Annotated in this window: 15 protein-coding genes; 9 read left to right on the forward strand and 6 right to left on the reverse strand. The window is 39.0% G+C overall.

Translation table 11 applies throughout. The annotated features are described in order from the left end of the window. Positions 1-845: 845 nt before the first annotated feature. Both JOC77_RS03110 and JOC77_RS03115 read left to right on the forward strand, forming a co-directional pair. A complete protein-coding gene (locus JOC77_RS03110) occupies positions 846-1,907 on the forward strand; it encodes an N-acetylmuramoyl-L-alanine amidase family protein (protein ID WP_204538444.1) in 1,062 nt (353 codons plus the stop codon). Between the two features lie 125 nt (positions 1,908-2,032). Continuing rightward, a complete protein-coding gene (locus JOC77_RS03115) occupies positions 2,033-2,458 on the forward strand; it encodes an OsmC family protein (protein WP_204538447.1) in 426 nt (141 codons plus the stop codon). 191 nt (positions 2,459-2,649) lie between these two features. Here JOC77_RS03115 and JOC77_RS03120 read toward each other — a convergent pair whose 3' ends face one another. From JOC77_RS03120 to JOC77_RS03130, 3 genes are all read right to left on the reverse strand, one after another. Next, positions 2,650-3,291, reverse strand: a complete 642-nt coding sequence (locus JOC77_RS03120) for a DUF1796 family putative cysteine peptidase (RefSeq protein WP_204538450.1) — start codon at positions 3,289-3,291, stop codon at positions 2,650-2,652. A gap of 211 nt (positions 3,292-3,502) precedes the next feature. Then, on the reverse strand, positions 3,503-4,414 hold the full coding sequence (locus tag JOC77_RS03125) for an NAD-dependent epimerase/dehydratase family protein (protein WP_204538453.1): 912 nt from the start codon (positions 4,412-4,414) through the stop codon (positions 3,503-3,505). Between the two features lie 122 nt (positions 4,415-4,536). After that, a complete protein-coding gene (locus tag JOC77_RS03130; RefSeq protein ID WP_204538456.1) occupies positions 4,537-5,769 on the reverse strand; it encodes a glycosyltransferase family 4 protein in 1,233 nt (410 codons plus the stop codon). 478 nt (positions 5,770-6,247) lie between these two features. Here JOC77_RS03130 and JOC77_RS03135 point away from each other — a divergent pair, with 478 nt between their 5' ends. Further along, positions 6,248-6,964, forward strand: coding sequence for a glycosyltransferase (locus JOC77_RS03135; RefSeq protein ID WP_204538459.1), 717 nt, complete (start codon positions 6,248-6,250; stop codon positions 6,962-6,964). Between the two features lie 65 nt (positions 6,965-7,029). After that, positions 7,030-7,755: a sulfotransferase family 2 domain-containing protein gene (locus tag JOC77_RS03140; RefSeq protein ID WP_204538462.1), complete on the forward strand. Its 726-nt coding sequence runs from the start codon at positions 7,030-7,032 to the stop codon at positions 7,753-7,755. Between the two features lie 32 nt (positions 7,756-7,787). On the opposite strand, the gene JOC77_RS03145 is transcribed toward JOC77_RS03140, so the two are convergent. Together JOC77_RS03145 and JOC77_RS03150 are read right to left on the reverse strand one after the other, a co-directional pair. Continuing rightward, positions 7,788-8,879 carry a glycosyltransferase family 4 protein gene (locus JOC77_RS03145; RefSeq protein WP_204538465.1) on the reverse strand — a complete coding sequence of 364 codons (1,092 nt, stop codon included), beginning with the start codon at positions 8,877-8,879 and terminating at the stop codon, positions 7,788-7,790. A gap of 181 nt (positions 8,880-9,060) precedes the next feature. After that, a complete protein-coding gene (locus JOC77_RS03150) occupies positions 9,061-9,504 on the reverse strand; it encodes a hypothetical protein (protein WP_204538467.1) in 444 nt (147 codons plus the stop codon). Between the two features lie 594 nt (positions 9,505-10,098). Between JOC77_RS03150 and JOC77_RS03155 the strand changes: the two genes are divergently transcribed. From JOC77_RS03155 to rpiA, 4 genes are all read left to right on the forward strand, one after another. Further along, complete coding sequence (locus JOC77_RS03155) at positions 10,099-11,100, forward strand: LLM class flavin-dependent oxidoreductase (protein WP_204538470.1); 1,002 nt, start codon at positions 10,099-10,101, stop codon at positions 11,098-11,100. A gap of 59 nt (positions 11,101-11,159) precedes the next feature. Then, positions 11,160-11,342 (forward strand): class III extradiol ring-cleavage dioxygenase family protein, encoded by a 183-nt coding sequence (locus JOC77_RS03160; RefSeq protein WP_204538473.1) that lies wholly within the window; start codon positions 11,160-11,162, stop codon positions 11,340-11,342. A 396-nt stretch (positions 11,343-11,738) separates the two neighbouring features. Next, positions 11,739-12,056 (forward strand): 2Fe-2S iron-sulfur cluster-binding protein, encoded by a 318-nt coding sequence (locus JOC77_RS03165; RefSeq protein WP_204538475.1) that lies wholly within the window; start codon positions 11,739-11,741, stop codon positions 12,054-12,056. A 27-nt stretch (positions 12,057-12,083) separates the two neighbouring features. Then, entirely contained in the window at positions 12,084-12,752 is a 669-nt protein-coding gene (gene rpiA / locus JOC77_RS03170) for a ribose-5-phosphate isomerase RpiA (RefSeq protein ID WP_204538478.1), read from the forward strand. A gap of 33 nt (positions 12,753-12,785) precedes the next feature. On the opposite strand, the gene JOC77_RS03175 is transcribed toward rpiA, so the two are convergent. After that, positions 12,786-14,048 (reverse strand): MDR family MFS transporter, encoded by a 1,263-nt coding sequence (locus JOC77_RS03175; RefSeq protein ID WP_204538481.1) that lies wholly within the window; start codon positions 14,046-14,048, stop codon positions 12,786-12,788. A gap of 652 nt (positions 14,049-14,700) precedes the next feature. On the opposite strand from JOC77_RS03175, the gene plsY reads away from it, so the two are divergent. After that, complete coding sequence (gene plsY, locus JOC77_RS03180; protein WP_204538484.1) at positions 14,701-15,312, forward strand: glycerol-3-phosphate 1-O-acyltransferase PlsY; 612 nt, start codon at positions 14,701-14,703, stop codon at positions 15,310-15,312. Positions 15,313-15,397 lie beyond the last annotated feature (85 nt).

The raw sequence follows: 15,397 nt of genomic DNA on the forward strand, positions 1-15,397 counted from the left end.
AAGATACTTAAGTAAAATTATGAAAATCCAGGTACAACCGCATAAAACTTATACATGGTTTAATACTCTCAACATAAGTATTTGCTATGAAACTGAAGCACAAAACAATATTCTTAAGAATAAACTATGAAATTTAAACATAGAACAATGGAATATAATCATAAAACTCCGAAACTTAAGCATAAATCTCAAGAAGTGAAGCATAACTAACTGGTGGAAGCTTCAAAGATGCTTCAAAAGACATGGTTAGCTGTTTATTTAACAATTAAACTCTCTACTAGCCAAAAAAAAGCTTTTACATGGGCAAAAACGATAAAAAATATTACTTTTTATCTCTATCATTTAAAAAATTTGTCACCAGGATTATATCAAAAAACCTACAAATGAAGACTCCCTGCTGATATTTTACGGGTGGATATTATTTATGTGAACTGAAAATTTTTGGTGTATTGCTTTAATTTAGGGAGGTTAATTATTTTTGGTGGAGTCGTTAATCGACCATCGATTCCATATAACTAAACTGTCGTGGGACATCTATAAATATTATAGATCCGGTGTTTTTAGGGGTTGTTGGTATCACAGCGATTCTAGTTACCAGATGCTTTTATTACAAGGCCCACACAATATCTTTAATTGAGTCTTTTTAAATAAAGGAACATTCTCCTGTTTTCATACTCTCTAATGCCCCGCTGCCTGCTTCAAATTACCCTAGCTTCTCTTTCTTGGCTAGTGCTCTTTGATTATTTTTAGTATTTTGCCAGGTTATTAGTACCCCTTGAGCTTTCTAAGTTGCTACCATTAATAGAACTCAATATTTTTGGAATAGCTTCCGGAAAGAGGATATTATGACGAAACAGCTGCTCGTAACAGCCTTACTTCTACTGGCCTTACTCGGACAGAATCACGTAAAGGCTTACGCAGAGAAACAGGAATTCTTTAAGGTAGGGGCTACATCATTAAATATCAGGAGTAACCCGGATATTCATTCTGAAGTGGTTGGTTCAATTCCAAACCGGACCCAAATTAGTGTAACCGAAGAACAGCATGGATGGGTAAAAGTAACTTATAATGGAAAGTCCGGATGGATTGCGTCTCAGTTCATTTACCAAACAGAAGGTCAGGAGACAAAACACGTACGTAAGAGTACGAGCCATAATGTGACTGTAAAAGAGACCGGCGTACGGCTTAGGACGGGACCTGGAACGGGTTACTCCGTAGTGGGCACAGCAGAGGCTGGAAAGGCCTACCAGGAACTAAATCGTACGAATGGATGGGTACAGATTCAGCTGACAGGCGGCAATAAGGTCTGGATATCAAGTACATATACAACATCTTCATTTGCTGATAAACCATCTTCACCTGTAAAGAGTTTGAGTGGAAGAACGTTTATTATAGATGCAGGACATGGAGGATCAGATCCCGGTGCCTTATCTTTTAACGGTCTTCAAGAAAAGGATTTTACTCTGAGAGCCTCACAAGCTATTGCCTTGTCATTAAAGCAGGCAGGAGCTCAAGTCATGATGACAAGAAATGGAGATGAATTTCTTACTCCAGCTGGGAGGGTCAGCTTCAGCAGCAGACACTCTGCGGATGTTTTTATAAGCATTCATTTTAATGCCTTTACTAATCCTGGTGCACGGGGAATAAGTACATATTATTATACAAATGGAAGTGACCGGGATCTTGCCGCAGAATTAGAGCGAGCACTCAGCAGGAAACTGGGTCTCCCGAACGATGGAGCAAAGTTCGGAGATTATTATGTTTTAAGAGAAAATCCAAAACTTGCCGTTTTAATTGAATTAGGATTCATTACCAGTAGGGACGATATGTCAGTTATACAGAACAGGAGCTTTAATGAACTTGCAGCAGATGCAGTAACAGAAGGACTTTCCGGTTATTATCAGTAACCACTTAGCAGACAATAGACGATAGTTGTGTTAGTAGAATGATATATTTTGAGCTCTAGCAGAATTTGTCCAATAATAAAAATAAATTGGTTTGGGAAACATAACCAGCAGGGAGGTGAACGAAGATGAAAACTACCGTTAAATGGGGTGGAAAAATGGCTTTTTCTGGTATAACTCCATCAGGACATGAAATACATATGGATGCTGCAGCGGAAGCTGGAGGAGAGAACACAGGTCCCCGGCCAACTGAACTGCTGTTACATGCGGTTGCTGGCTGTACAGCAATAGATATAGTGTCAATCTTAAAGAAAATGAGACTTAATCTTACGGCTCTTTCCATCGATATCGAAGGATCAAGAGCAGAAGAACATCCCAAGCGGTTTACTGATATACATATTCACTATAGTTTAGAAGGAGATTTGCCGGAAGAAAAGGCAGCCCGTGCTATTAAATTATCGAAAGATACTTATTGCTCAGTGTCTAATTCCTTAAATGCAGAAATCAAGATTAGTTACGAAATTAACGGGAAAATGGGTTCTCAAGGAATCTAGATCCTAAAATTTAGTGCTATGACTGTACTAAATGGCAAAAAAATAGTTAATCGGAAAAAGCAGCACAGTATGCTGCTTTTTCCTGTTTCATCAAGGCTTGTCCTTGATTTATATAATCTTTAACATTCATCCGTTACCGGGGTACTATCAGTTATCCTAAAACCTGAATTCGCGCAGTTACTTTAAAGAATCTAAACAGTAACCCTTATCCCGTTTAATAAGGTCTTCCAAAGCGCATCATTTACATGAAACATTTCATTAGTTCCAAAGCCTGTATCAGGGAGTTCGACTACACAGACCTTTTGTAAAGGCCACTTTTTTTCGACTATTCCTTTTACATTAGTATGATTTACAACGAGGATCCGAAAATCATTTTTAACGATCTTGGACAATACTTTTTCAAGTTCTGTAATTTCCTCTAAAGTTCCTTGTGTTCTAATAAAAAGCAGACGCTGCCCGTTAGCCAGTTTATCTTTAAAGCGTGATATACGCCGGTTATATTTTTCCTTCACTTCAGGATAAGCGGCTAGATTTGTGGGGGTATTGACATCTGTTTTAAAATCATGATTGAAATATATTTGATAGATGTTGTCTGATACAAGCAAATCCATATCCGTAGCATAGCCTCTAAATTGTAAATTGGGCTGTTCCAAGAAACCTGCGAATTGATTTTGCAGCAAAAGTGTTACATGTGGCAGCGAAGGAGATCCTACCCAATCCAGAACTCCTGCAAATGGCCTTAAGTTATTTTTTCTTAGCTGGATGCCGGCAAGACAGTTATGGCCCAAACTGAATATACCATCATAACTTCCTTTTAAATCTCGTAATTTCATAAGCTCATCTCCATAAATTTCATTAACCTGCAAGACGGCAAAATAAAAAATGACAGCAAATGCCTGTCCTTTTCGTACTTGAGAGAGGTAAAATAATCTCTTATCTTATTAAATGCAGCTAGGGGATAAAAGGAAAGGGCAGAGGGATCATTTCGTTAAAAAATGTGCGTATGTATGCCGGAACTAAGGTCCGGTCACTTTTCAGTAATATTTAAGCCTGCTTAAATTTATAGGTCTCTTTTAACCCTAGTAATATATCAACTTCTGGATTCCAATGAAGTATGATGCGTGCTTTTTTATTATCCAGGCAGCTGTGTTTTATATCTCCGGGTCTTGCAGGACTGTGAGAGAAATCAATGTTTGATCCGTGAATGTTAGTTAGCAGGTTTACTAAGCGATTCACAGAGGTACTTTGTGAAGTACTTATTTGAATAGTTTCTTGATGTCCTCTTTCTATGGCCGCTAAATTTGCCTGTACAACGTCCCTTACATAAATGAAATCACGTGTCTGCTCACCATCACCGTGAATATTTAAAGGCAGGCCATTCCTTACTTTTTCTAAAAAGACTGCTACCACTCCTCCTTCTCCTTTAGCTGTTTGTCTGGGCCCATAAACATTGCCATACCGAAGGATCGTGTAGGAGAGTCCATATAGCTGGTGGAATAAGCGGATATACGACTCGGCCGTTAATTTTGACAACCCATAATAAGATATTGGAACGGTTATATCTTTTTCTGATAATAATGGTTTTTCTAAATTGCCGTACACTCCTGAGGTAGAGGCAAAAACAAGTTTCGCGACAGAAGCGTCACGGCATGCTTCAAGTATATTGATGGTGCCATTAATATTTACCTCAGAATCATATTTTGGTTCGCTGATCGAGCGTCCTACATCCGCCTGCGCAGCCAGATGGAATATGATATCAGGTTTTTCCCGCAGAATTATCATCCTGGCCTCATTACTGCAAATATCAGCCTGATGAAGGATGGCTTGGCGGGGAAGATTATGCTTAAAGCCTGATATTAAGTTATCGATCACATGAACCTCCGCACCATTAGAAATAAGTGCGCCGGCGAGATGGGAACCAATAAATCCAGCACCCCCAGTTACAATCGCTTTCATAGCTCATGCTCCTCTATGCTTTTTGGTATCATATGCGTAACTATTCAAAAGAAATATGGCAGCAACCTAAACGGATTGGAAAATGGGACAATGTCCTCACCGTGAACTGATATAACTACTCTTTATTTGGAGAACCTGATTTTATGTTCCTTAATAGCGCATTGATAAACCTCCACTATGCGATTAACGGCTTTATCTAAGGACCAATGCTCGAGACCCCATTTCTGTGCTCGGATACCGAGATTTTTCATGTAATTTTCATGGGTAAGCAGATAATTGATATGCATGCATAAACTCGATGGATCCCCAGCGGGTGTAATTACACCTGTATTTCCGTGTTCCACGATTTCAGGTAATCCGCCTGCATCGGATACAACTACAGCTTTTCCGGCAATTTGGGCTTCTATTACAGCTAAAGGCTGGTTTTCAAGAAGACTTGGAAGTACGAAGATATCGGATATAGACAATAAATAAGGGATATCATCCCGACTGCCAAAGAAAATGATATCTTGGTCCAATCCGCTTGATTTACTTTGATTAATAAGCTGTGCTGCCTTATCTCCGTCCCCGACAATCCAGCAGACCCAGTCATTTCGTATTTTTTTCAACTGGCCTAGGGCGGTTATTAGATGATGTACTCCTTTAAGCTCAGCCAGTCTCCCTGCATAAATAATGACTTTCTTGTCTATTGGGCGCTCAATTTCTGAATTATCGCTCATCCGTTTTAGGAAAAGGTCTGTTTCATACCCATAGTGTAAAATCTTGATTTGAGCTTCAGGAACATGAAACTCATTTGTAAATATATTCTTTAACCATTCATTGGCTACAATCGTTGTTACAGCAGCGGTTGCGCCCTCATTTTCAGTTTCATCGAAATATTGGCAGGCTAAATGTGAAGTTGGAGTCTTATTAACGTGGGTTACATGATGCTTTAGTTCATGAGCTGCACAGCCATGAATGGAAGCCACTAAAGTGGTTCCTTCTGGTTTTACACGATTCATGCACGCGGTGGAAAAAACATCCTGTGTATGAATAACATCATATTGACCCAGGCCTAAATGTTGAATCCCTAACTCGTAAAATCGTTGTGTATGTTCATAAAACTTTACGACTGGATCTTGACTAAGGGAAGGTCTGGTTAGTACATTTAATTGCGCTCTCATCGTTGGATCCAGATTATTTCTCCTGAATTCACGATGTTCATTTACCACATGGACGAAGCTTTGACCTTCGCCGTAGCCCATTAAATCCACTGAATGCCCCATTGACTCCAGTTTGCCTTTTAATTGCTCCATGTATTTCCAAACTCCTCCTACGTGTGGAACAATCCAGAACGTGGCAAGCAGTATTTTCATTTAATTACTCCTTTGGACATACCTAGTTTTTAAATGTATGTTCTCTTTATATTCATATTCAGGCAGAACTCCAGTGCTATATAGTTATTTACCTATTTTGGAACATGAAGAAGCCCGTGTTTTAAAGTCCATTGTTGATTTTGGCTGTATGTTAATCTTCGCTGCTGGCGCGAAACTCCTGCGCGAGAATTGGGTCAAGGGAGACCCACAGTCTTAAACGTAAGAGGACGCGCCCTGATCGCCTGCGAAGTGCCCTTTGCTGGAGTTATCTGGCAATTTTAACAGAGCTAAATAAAAAAGAAGTTTCACTCCTTTTTTCCTTTCATGCAGGAGTATGCACTTTTGTCCCTTTCATTTCTCCTGCTATTTGCATAAGTTAAAGTAGTGTTTATATAAGGATCAATTCACTGGTAACAAAATTAAAAAGCTATCATTTAAAAAACCTATTTGAACCATTCATGTATCTGGAGGAGGAATTATGAATCCTAAAGTCACTATAATTATTCCATTTTATAATTGCAGGTATGTGGATCAGGCAATCAGCAGTGCCTTGAATCAAACATACTCCCATATAGAGATTATCGTTGTAGATGATGGATCGACGGATTTTACAGAAAAAATAGACCCATTTAAGGATAAAATACGTTATTTGAGAAAAGAGAATGGAGGAACCGCTACAGCGTTAAACATGGGAATTGAAGAAGCAGCCGGAGAATATATTGCTTGGTTAAGTTCTGACGATTATTTTCTAACGGATAAATTATCAAAACAAATGTCCTTTATGCTTTCACACCAGGCAGAGGTTAGTTTTACTAATTATGATTGCGTTGATAAAAAAAATAGGGTACTAAGCGCGATAAATGGAAAACGGTTTTTGAATGCAAACGAAGTAAGAAAAGACTTCTTGAATGGGAATCCCATTAATGGCTGTACAGTCCTCATAAAGAAGGATGTTTTTACTGAGATCGGATCATTCAATCCTTTTTTTCGTTATACACATGATTATGAAATGTGGTTCCGTTTGATTGTGAAGGGATATAACATACACTATTTGGATGAAGTTCTGACAAAATTCAGACAGCACGAGGCTTCCGGAACACGACATTATCAAGCTGAAATGCAAAAAGAAATAACAATTATTGAAGGTTCTTATCGGCATCTCCTTATGAACCTCATTAAACAGTCTAAGAGATAACGATCATATAGAGCTGAACTTACGTCGTGGCAGATTAATCAAATATTAAATGGAGGTTTTGTAAATTGAGTAATCATGATCTAACGGTTTTTCTGCATATCCCTAAAACTGGCGGCACAACATTAAACCAAATCTTTAGAAAACAATACCAAATCTTTGAATTTTTTGATCACGATTCACTGGAATATAAGGTTATAAAGCTTGATCAATTAACTGAAGAACAAAAGAAGCAAATTAAAGCGGTAGCGGGTCATTATTCTTATGGCATACATGAAGAGTTTTCACAATCCTTTACTTATTTCACTATGCTGCGCGATCCTGTTAACCGGGTGATTTCTTTATATTATTTTTTGAGGGATTATCCGGGTTATGAAAGGCTGCAAACGATGAGCCTAGAGGAATATGTTATAAAAGAAGATGAAGCACACAATGGACAGACTGTTCTGATCAGTGGTTCTCTTGAGAACCCAGACTTAGAAAAAGCAAAAGAAAGATTGAAAAAATTTGCTATGGTCGGCATTACAGAAAAGTTCAATGAATCATTATTCTTATTGCAAAAGACCTTTGATTGGAAGGATATTCTTTATCGGAAAGAAAACATTACGATGAACCGCCCCTCCCGCGATGAAATTCCTACTGACGTAATAAACCTCATTAAACAATATAATTCTTTAGATATAGAACTATATGAATTTGCTAAAAAGCTATATCAAGAAAAACTCCATTCACTTTCTCCAGATGAGCAGGCTCAGTTAGAAAAATATATTCAAGAACAAAGTTTATTATCATAAGATAGGGAAAGCCGGAACAAGGATGTTCCGGCTTATGTGTTTTGGGGGTTAAAAGGAATTCCAAGAGCTTCCAGCATAGAGATAAAATTACGTGAGTATAAATCAGGATTAAAATGGTTCATGACATGTTCGAAGGCATTTGTGCGGATTTTTTCTCTTATTGGCAGATTAGTCATTAACTCTATTGCCTCTGTCAGTGCTTCAGCTATATTTCCAATTGTATAATATTTTCCTGTTTGATTATGGATGATAGAGCTTCTTACTCCATCCGAATCGGTCGTTAGTATAGGGCATTTGCAGCTCATTGCTTCGAGTATGGAGTAGGGTGCGCCTTCTACTTTCGAGGTTGAACATAGGAAACCGCCAGAATCACCAATGCGTGAAAAAATTTCTTCCATTTGAGAATTAGGAACATTAGCATGCAGAGTGAGATTTTTTCTCACATTTAATTCAGTAAGCAGCCGTTCAAATTCGATTCTTTCCTTTGGATCACCCAAGGTTGGATCTTCAAACATGTGCAGCTGTATATTAGGATTATGCTTGGTAATAAGCTGATGTCCTATATGAAGGAATTCCTTCCAGTTTTTATTATCTTCTATCCTCCCGATCCATGCGACCATAGGTTCAGGTGCTGCTGTTACAGGCTGGTAAGAAAATTGAGCAGTATCAAAGCAATTATTGAAACTAAATTGAGGAAAAGAAGGGTAAAGCTCATTTATTAATTGTACAATGTGTGGAGTTTTGGGATTCAGGAATGCATCAGCATGAGCCGTGACATGTGGAATAGCATTTTGCAGCGCTCTTCTCGCTGTTTCTTTCGGTCCATATCCCTGAATTTCGATAATGATCTTTCCTTTATAACCCATGGACCTGAATCTTGGCAAAGCCAGGAAATCAGAAACTACAATGATTGCGCTATAATTTCCCTTTTTTAATATCTTTTTTATTTCTTTGTTATCATTCGTAATAAAGGTTGGACCACCATGATCATTTACCAAATCTCTACGCTTCTCATAGTAAAGGAAATGACTGTTAATATTGTATTTTTTAAGAGCTTTGCTCCGTTGACGATTTAGAGTTTCTACACCGCCGCTCGGAACGTAGAAGACAAATAAAACATTCATATTCTTCCTCCAACATTTGAATAATAAGTGCTGATATTTATTTTTATTCTTTAAATGCATATCCCCTCCTGTACTATCATTCTGGAGGGGATATGCTGCTGGAAAGATCGAGTAGCATTAAGGAATCAATCGCAAGGCTGGTTTACTATCTACAACAAAAGGTTATTGTTATTCGGCAAGATTAGTCAGAGTAGGCAGCCGCGTTAAAACTTTCAGGCCCCGTACGTGTAGGTGCAATTGCGACTCCACCTTCAGTACTAACAAACGCTTGATAAACTAAAAGCGACCCTGGGTTAGGCGGCCGATAGTCTGCACCCGTAACCGTAATGATTCTTCGATTAACAGCCCCGATTGCACCTAATGCTATTGGCAGTTCTGTTGCTGAATAAATAAGAACGGCATTTGGTCCTGTACCTCTGAAAATGGAAATTCTAATTGGAACTGCAATCGCAGCTACTGAACTGATAGCAACTGTTGCAGTAAATTGAACCCGAATGTTAGGCCCTGCGCCATCTGTTCTTAAACCGAGTGTCCCAAAGAGTGCCGGTGTCGCTGTAACCGGTATGGAGATTCCGCCGCTAATACTCATGTTCTGGGAAATGTGAGCATCTAATAATTTAACCATAAAATTAACACCTCGTTTCTAACCGAACTACATTATCATATGAGTTTGTTTTTAATTGGTATAGACAAGCACCCCATAAAATTCTATTTATTATATATGATTCTGAGATGGAATCTAGAATGTTGATTACCCGAGGATAGTGGGAAGATAAAGGGATTCAATGCAGACTACAGTAAAAAATGGCATTCCCTTAGCCTTGGCACAAAAATGAACTTCCGCACAATTAAGGAGAGTTAAGGCTCAATTACCTGAAGTAAGAAAAAAGAACCAATTAGCTTCGGCACAATTATTGAAGGAGAATTATTTTGAAAAATGGCTTAATTATTTTAAATAATGGCTCAATAAATTGCGTAAACGGCGTAGTTGAATTGAACATCCAGACAGAGAAGCATTTGGAGCTGCTGTGAAAAATGGCTTGAATGCAATGATAATTGAATCCGAACAATTAAAAGAGTTCAGCTCATTATTTGTGGATACGCCAGTTCATGTTTAATCCAGATTTATTTCTCGAACAAAATGCCAGGATAGATGAGCTTGAGGGAAATAAAGAATATACTAGAAGGAAGACTTACAGAGCAGAAAGAAGGAAGCTGAATGAGATTAAGTATATTAGATCAGGCCCCTATTTTATCAGGAGGAACTCCAGGGGAGGCTCTTTCGGAATCAGCAAAGCTCGCTCAAATCGGAGAGAAATTAGGATACAGCCGTTACTGGATTGCTGAACACCATGATCTTAAAGGACTTGCGTGCCCCTCACCAGAGGTAATGCTCGGGTACATTGGCGCACTTACAAATAAGATTCGTTTAGGTTCTGGTGCGGTCTTACTGCCCCATTATAAGCCTTATAAAGTAGCAGAAACGTTTAATCTACTCGCGACTCTTTTTCCTGGCCGTATCGATCTTGGCATTGGCAGGGCGCCGGGTGGATCTGCAGAGGCGGCAGAGGCTTTATCCGGTAATTTTTTAGAGAAGGTCTGGAAAATGCCTGAAGCGGTTAAGGAGCTTATTCACTTTTTATATAACGATTTCCCTCTGGAATCTATATATTCAAAAATTACAGCTGCTCCTTTGCCAGTCATCCCTCCAAAGCCCTGGCTATTGGGAACAAGTGAAAAAAGTGCTGTATTAGCAGCAGAAAATGGAACAGCCTATGTGTTTGGCCAATTTATGAGTGACAAGAACGGAGCTGAAATAGTAAAAAAATATCAAAGCAATTTCAAAAAAAATACAAGGACCGCACATCCGGAAGTAATCATAACGGTTTCAGTTTTTTGTGCGGAAACAGAAGAGCGTGCAGAAGATCTCGCTCTATGTCATTTTGTTTGGAGAATACAGCAGGAGTCTGGACAGAGTGAACCCGGAATTCCCTCAGCTGCTGAAGCTAAAAGCTATATTTTGTCTGTTGAGGAAAAAGCCAGATTTGCTGGCTATAAAAATAAGATCGTCTACGGCAATCCGGCACAGGTAAAAACCAAGCTTTTAAAAATAGCATCCGAATATAACACGGACGAAATCATGATTGTGACGATAACGCCATCATATGAGGAGCGCATCGAGTCTTATAAGCTTATCGCTAATGAAATGTTTGCGATTTAGAGGATAAGGTATTTATTACCCCGAAATAAAATACCTACATACAAAAAAGGGGGATAGATATGGATCAATTTGTTTTTGCCTGTATCGTCCCGCATGGCGGTGAAATTATTCCCGAGTTAATGGGCAGCCAACCTGAACGGATGCAGGAAACAAGAAACAGTATGTATAAAGTTGGCGAAGAAATGAGCAAGTCAGAGCCAGATTGTATCGTTCTTTTAACACCTGGGCCATGCTGGAGATGAAGGCCAAAATCAGGTGAGGAGCCCGAGAAAAGTCCTTCATGCGGGAGATGAAGGCCAAAATCAGGTGAGGAGCCCGAGAAAAAGTCCTTCATGCGGGAGATAAAGGCCAAAATCAGGTGAGGAGCCCGAGAAAAAGTCCTTCATGTTGGAGATGATGGCCAAAATCAGGTGAGAGGCCAGATAAAAGTCCTTCATGCGGGAGATGAAGGTCGAACTCAAGTGAGGAGCCAGTAAAAAGTCCTTTAACAACTGTAAAAGGGAAGACCTCTCCTATATATATAGGAACGGCTTTGTTTAAAATGAGAAGGGATATAACCAACAAGCTATTTTATATATCCTCTAAAAAGGGAAGAATTACATTATAATAACTAGAATTATAAGAAGTGAGGGATAGCCATGCCGAGATTAACTGTATTTGGATATGGAGATTTTGAAGTAGAACATGGGAAGAAACTCGTACTGGCCATGGAGGATAATGGTATTCATATTCTTCATCGGTGCGGCGGGAAAGCTAAATGCACAACATGCAGGGTAGAAGTATTGGACGGAGAATTAAGCGATTTGACCGAAAAAGAACTTAAGGTATTTGAACAATCGATCGACGATCAATTGCGTTTATCGTGCCAGCTGCGTGTGACTGGAGACTTAGCAGTACGTCCAATCAAGACAGTTGAAAATAGCGGCCTGGAAGCAGGACCAAGACCTGAAGATTAATACAAAAGTAAAAAGGAGGGTGCCATTTTGGAAAGCAAGCGGTTGGCAGGTGAGAAGGCGGCTGAATTTGTTAAGGATGGAATGGTGGTTGGACTTGGGACTGGGTCGACAGTCTATTATACAATCATGAAGCTTGCTGAAAGAATGAAACAGGGGTTAGTGTTCAAAGGAGTTCCCACCTCAGTTGAAACTGAGAAAATAGCGGCACGCTTAGGTATACCCTTAATCAGTAAGGGGGAAATAAATAAGATCGATTTAGGCATTGATGGAGCAGATGCCATCGATCCAGATTTTGTCCTTATAAAAGGGGGAGGCGGAGCCTTATTGCGGGAAAAAATAGTAGCCGAGGCGGCTGACCAATTTATTGTGGTCGCTGACCCTGGTAAATTTGTCCCGAATTTAGCGGATGTTGAAATTCCAGTTGAAGTCATTCCTTTTGCCAGTGAACTAACCGAAAAACATTTAAAAAGCCTTGGCTGCCACACCAAACTTCGAGTAAACAACAACACTGCTTTTATCACAGATAATGGGAATTACATTTTGGATTGTAAGTTTGAAGAAATTAAAAATCCTAAAGAACTTGAAACGCAAATCCTTAGAATTCCTGGAGTTGCAGAGAATGGGTTATTTACCGACATGGCAAATAAGATCATTACCCTGAATGCTTTAGGGGAAGTTGTTATATTAGCTAAATAGCTGAAGCTGGACCGCATGGGCCCAGCTTGACTATTATGCCTCTTTAGCCATTTCCGCAGATATAGACTTAGTCCGGCCGTCTAGTTCCGGAAGGATAATAATAAATAAAATGATGCCAATTACCCCCATACCTGTGATAAATACAGTTATCGCTAAACTCGATAAGAAGGCACTTAAGGTTACTGTTAACGAACAAATCAGCATAGCAATATTGAAGGTTAATCCTGATACTGCCATGTAAGAGCTCCGTGCATGCTCCGGCGGCAGTGAGGCCATATAATTTTGCTGTACAGGCACTCTTACTACTTCAGCAAAAGTAGCAATAAGCATACCCGCAAATAAAAGCCAGATATTATTTGAATAGGAAATAACCGAATAACCAGCAACAAATATTATGCAGCTGTACAGTAAAACTTTCCGGTCCTCCCATTTACCAGCCAAATTTGCGGCAAATAATGCAAGGAGAACGACAAGAATTGTATTTTCAGTCCGCAGGAAGCCTGTCATCTCTACTCCTCCAAACTTGAAGCCGAAAAGGCTTTGTTCTCCCATTTCATTTGCCAGCCGAATACTTATGTAGCTTGTAAGTTGGAACTCCATCGAAAGCACCAAAAGTCCGGCGAGTACAAACAGAATAAACACACGATCATGGAAAACTTCACGGTATGAAGAGAGCATTTTTTTTGCCTGCCCCTTAAACGATACGGCTGCATCCTTAACAGGAGTATAGCTTTCATCGATGAAGAAAGTAATGAGCATCCATGTTACCAAAGAAGTACAAGAGAGGGCAATAAGAAGTTCAAAAAGATAATTCTTAAACAAAAATCCTCCTAATACTCCTCCGAGAGCAATGGATAAATTGTTGGCCCAATAAAGAATCGAATACATAGCTTTTCTTTCTTCGGGTTTACTTACATCCATCAGCATGGCCTGGCCGGCTGGCCCCGCAAGTCCCCAGCATATGCTATTTACTGTCATCATGAAAAACGTCAGCAGAGGTGAATGAAACCAAGGTGAATTTGAAATCATGATGGTAAAAAAGGCAAGGAAGCGTAAACTTTCTGCAAAAACAATAATTTTCTTCCGGCCAAACTGGTCAGAAAAATAGCCTCCATAAAAATTGATGATAATCCCGACAAAAACGTTTATGAGGAGTAAAAGCCCAGCATTTTTTGTTCCAAAATAATGGGACAAATAGATTGCCATAAACGGGAAAATCATGCTTCCGATCATCGAACCTAAAAAAGACTCTAATAGACGAATCTTAATGGTTCGGTGAAAAGACATTATGTTCATTAATAAAACCCCTTTTTTTTAAAACTCCTACCAATTTATCATTATAACTGTATATGTAAAATTTTGGAGCGGAAAAAGGAAATTAACGAAAAAATATTTACTTTCAAAATAGTTTGCGTTGTAAAATATTTCTTACTTTCTTTAAACAACCAACAAATCTATGAAAAGGGAGTTGAATATGGGATTCAATCAATATATCTATACATTGAAGCTCATTGGCTGAGCTTTTAGATGAACAAAAGTGGACAGAGAAGGAACACCGAGCAGTTAATGAAGGGCTTTTCTCTAATCATTTAAGGCATCTGGTCCTTCACCATTCGGATGAAGGACCTTTTCTCTATGGACTTAAGGCATTTTGTCCTTCATCATCCGTGTAAAGGACTATATTCTAATCCACTTTTAGACTGAAACAAACGAAGAATCCTAATTGTTTATGGAAAGTGATCCGCTATAAGGAAGGAATCATGAAAGCTGAATTATTTCCTTACCGTATTGCTCTATTCAATCTAAACTTCCACTTAGGCAATTAAGATAAATAATCGTACGTATCCCTGCATACATATTAATTAAGTGTAATTCCGATGAAATTATAGTCAAATTGTACATGCTCTAACTGTGTATGTATGAAGTAAAAACATGGAGGACAGGTGAAATGGAAAGTGTTCTATTGGTTTTTGCTTATTTTCTTGGTTCAATTCCATTTGCTCTCCTCGTTGGCAGAATCTATTTTGGAACGGATATCCGCGACCACGGAAGCGGAAATCTAGGTGCAACCAACAGTATCCGCCTTTTAGGAAAGAAAGCAGGGGCCGTTGTTCTCGCAGGGGATATACTGAAGGGCTTGCTCGCAGCTTTATTGCCTTTTATTCTGGATGTACAGTTGGATCCTTTATACACAGGAGCAGCGGCTGTACTGGGTCACTGTTTTCCCATTTTTGCGGGATTTAGGGGAGGAAAGGCTGTTGCCACAACAGCAGGAGTCCTTCTGGTTGCAGATCCGATTTTATGTTTGATTGCGTTCGGAATATTTTTTATTGTAATTACCTTAACCAAATATGTAGCTGCAGGATCACTTTTCCTTGCCCCTGTTTTATTTCTGTTCTCTCTTTTTCAAGGTAACAACGATTACACCCTTGTTTTTGCGCTATTTATTCCATTTATGCTGTTCTTGCATCGCTCAAATATTATGAATATAGCAAAAGGAATTGAGCCCAGAATTAATGATAAAGATATATTCAGCGAAAGAATAACTAAAAAGAAGTAGGGATATATATGAATTTGATTTTCTGATAAGGGCACCCGAGTTTTTCTAAGGGGAGTCCTTAAAGTGTTTTTTCAATGGCTGATAT

Source organism: Peribacillus deserti (genome assembly GCF_016909175.1).
GTDB lineage: Bacteria > Bacillota > Bacilli > Bacillales > DSM-1321 > Paraperibacillus > Paraperibacillus deserti.

Bases quoted from the DNA above. Each gene is read 5' to 3' on its own strand.
- JOC77_RS03150 (WP_204538467.1), bottom strand. From the start codon at position 9,504: ATGGTTAAATTATTAGATGCTCACATTTCCCAGAACATGAGTATTAGC.
- JOC77_RS03120 (WP_204538450.1), bottom strand. From the start codon at position 3,291: ATGAAATTACGAGATTTAAAAGGAAGTTATGATGGTATATTCAGTTTG.
- JOC77_RS03115 (WP_204538447.1), top strand. From the start codon at position 2,033: ATGAAAACTACCGTTAAATGGGGTGGAAAAATGGCTTTTTCTGGTATA.
- JOC77_RS03155 (WP_204538470.1), top strand. From the start codon at position 10,099: ATGAGATTAAGTATATTAGATCAGGCCCCTATTTTATCAGGAGGAACT.
- JOC77_RS03160 (WP_204538473.1), top strand. From the start codon at position 11,160: ATGGATCAATTTGTTTTTGCCTGTATCGTCCCGCATGGCGGTGAAATT.
- JOC77_RS03175 (WP_204538481.1), bottom strand. From the start codon at position 14,048: ATGAACATAATGTCTTTTCACCGAACCATTAAGATTCGTCTATTAGAG.
- JOC77_RS03135 (WP_204538459.1), top strand. From the start codon at position 6,248: ATGAATCCTAAAGTCACTATAATTATTCCATTTTATAATTGCAGGTAT.
- JOC77_RS03145 (WP_204538465.1), bottom strand. From the start codon at position 8,879: ATGAATGTTTTATTTGTCTTCTACGTTCCGAGCGGCGGTGTAGAAACT.
- JOC77_RS03110 (WP_204538444.1), top strand. From the start codon at position 846: ATGACGAAACAGCTGCTCGTAACAGCCTTACTTCTACTGGCCTTACTC.
- plsY (WP_204538484.1), top strand. From the start codon at position 14,701: ATGGAAAGTGTTCTATTGGTTTTTGCTTATTTTCTTGGTTCAATTCCA.
- JOC77_RS03125 (WP_204538453.1), bottom strand. From the start codon at position 4,414: ATGAAAGCGATTGTAACTGGGGGTGCTGGATTTATTGGTTCCCATCTC.
- JOC77_RS03165 (WP_204538475.1), top strand. From the start codon at position 11,739: ATGCCGAGATTAACTGTATTTGGATATGGAGATTTTGAAGTAGAACAT.
- JOC77_RS03130 (WP_204538456.1), bottom strand. From the start codon at position 5,769: ATGAAAATACTGCTTGCCACGTTCTGGATTGTTCCACACGTAGGAGGA.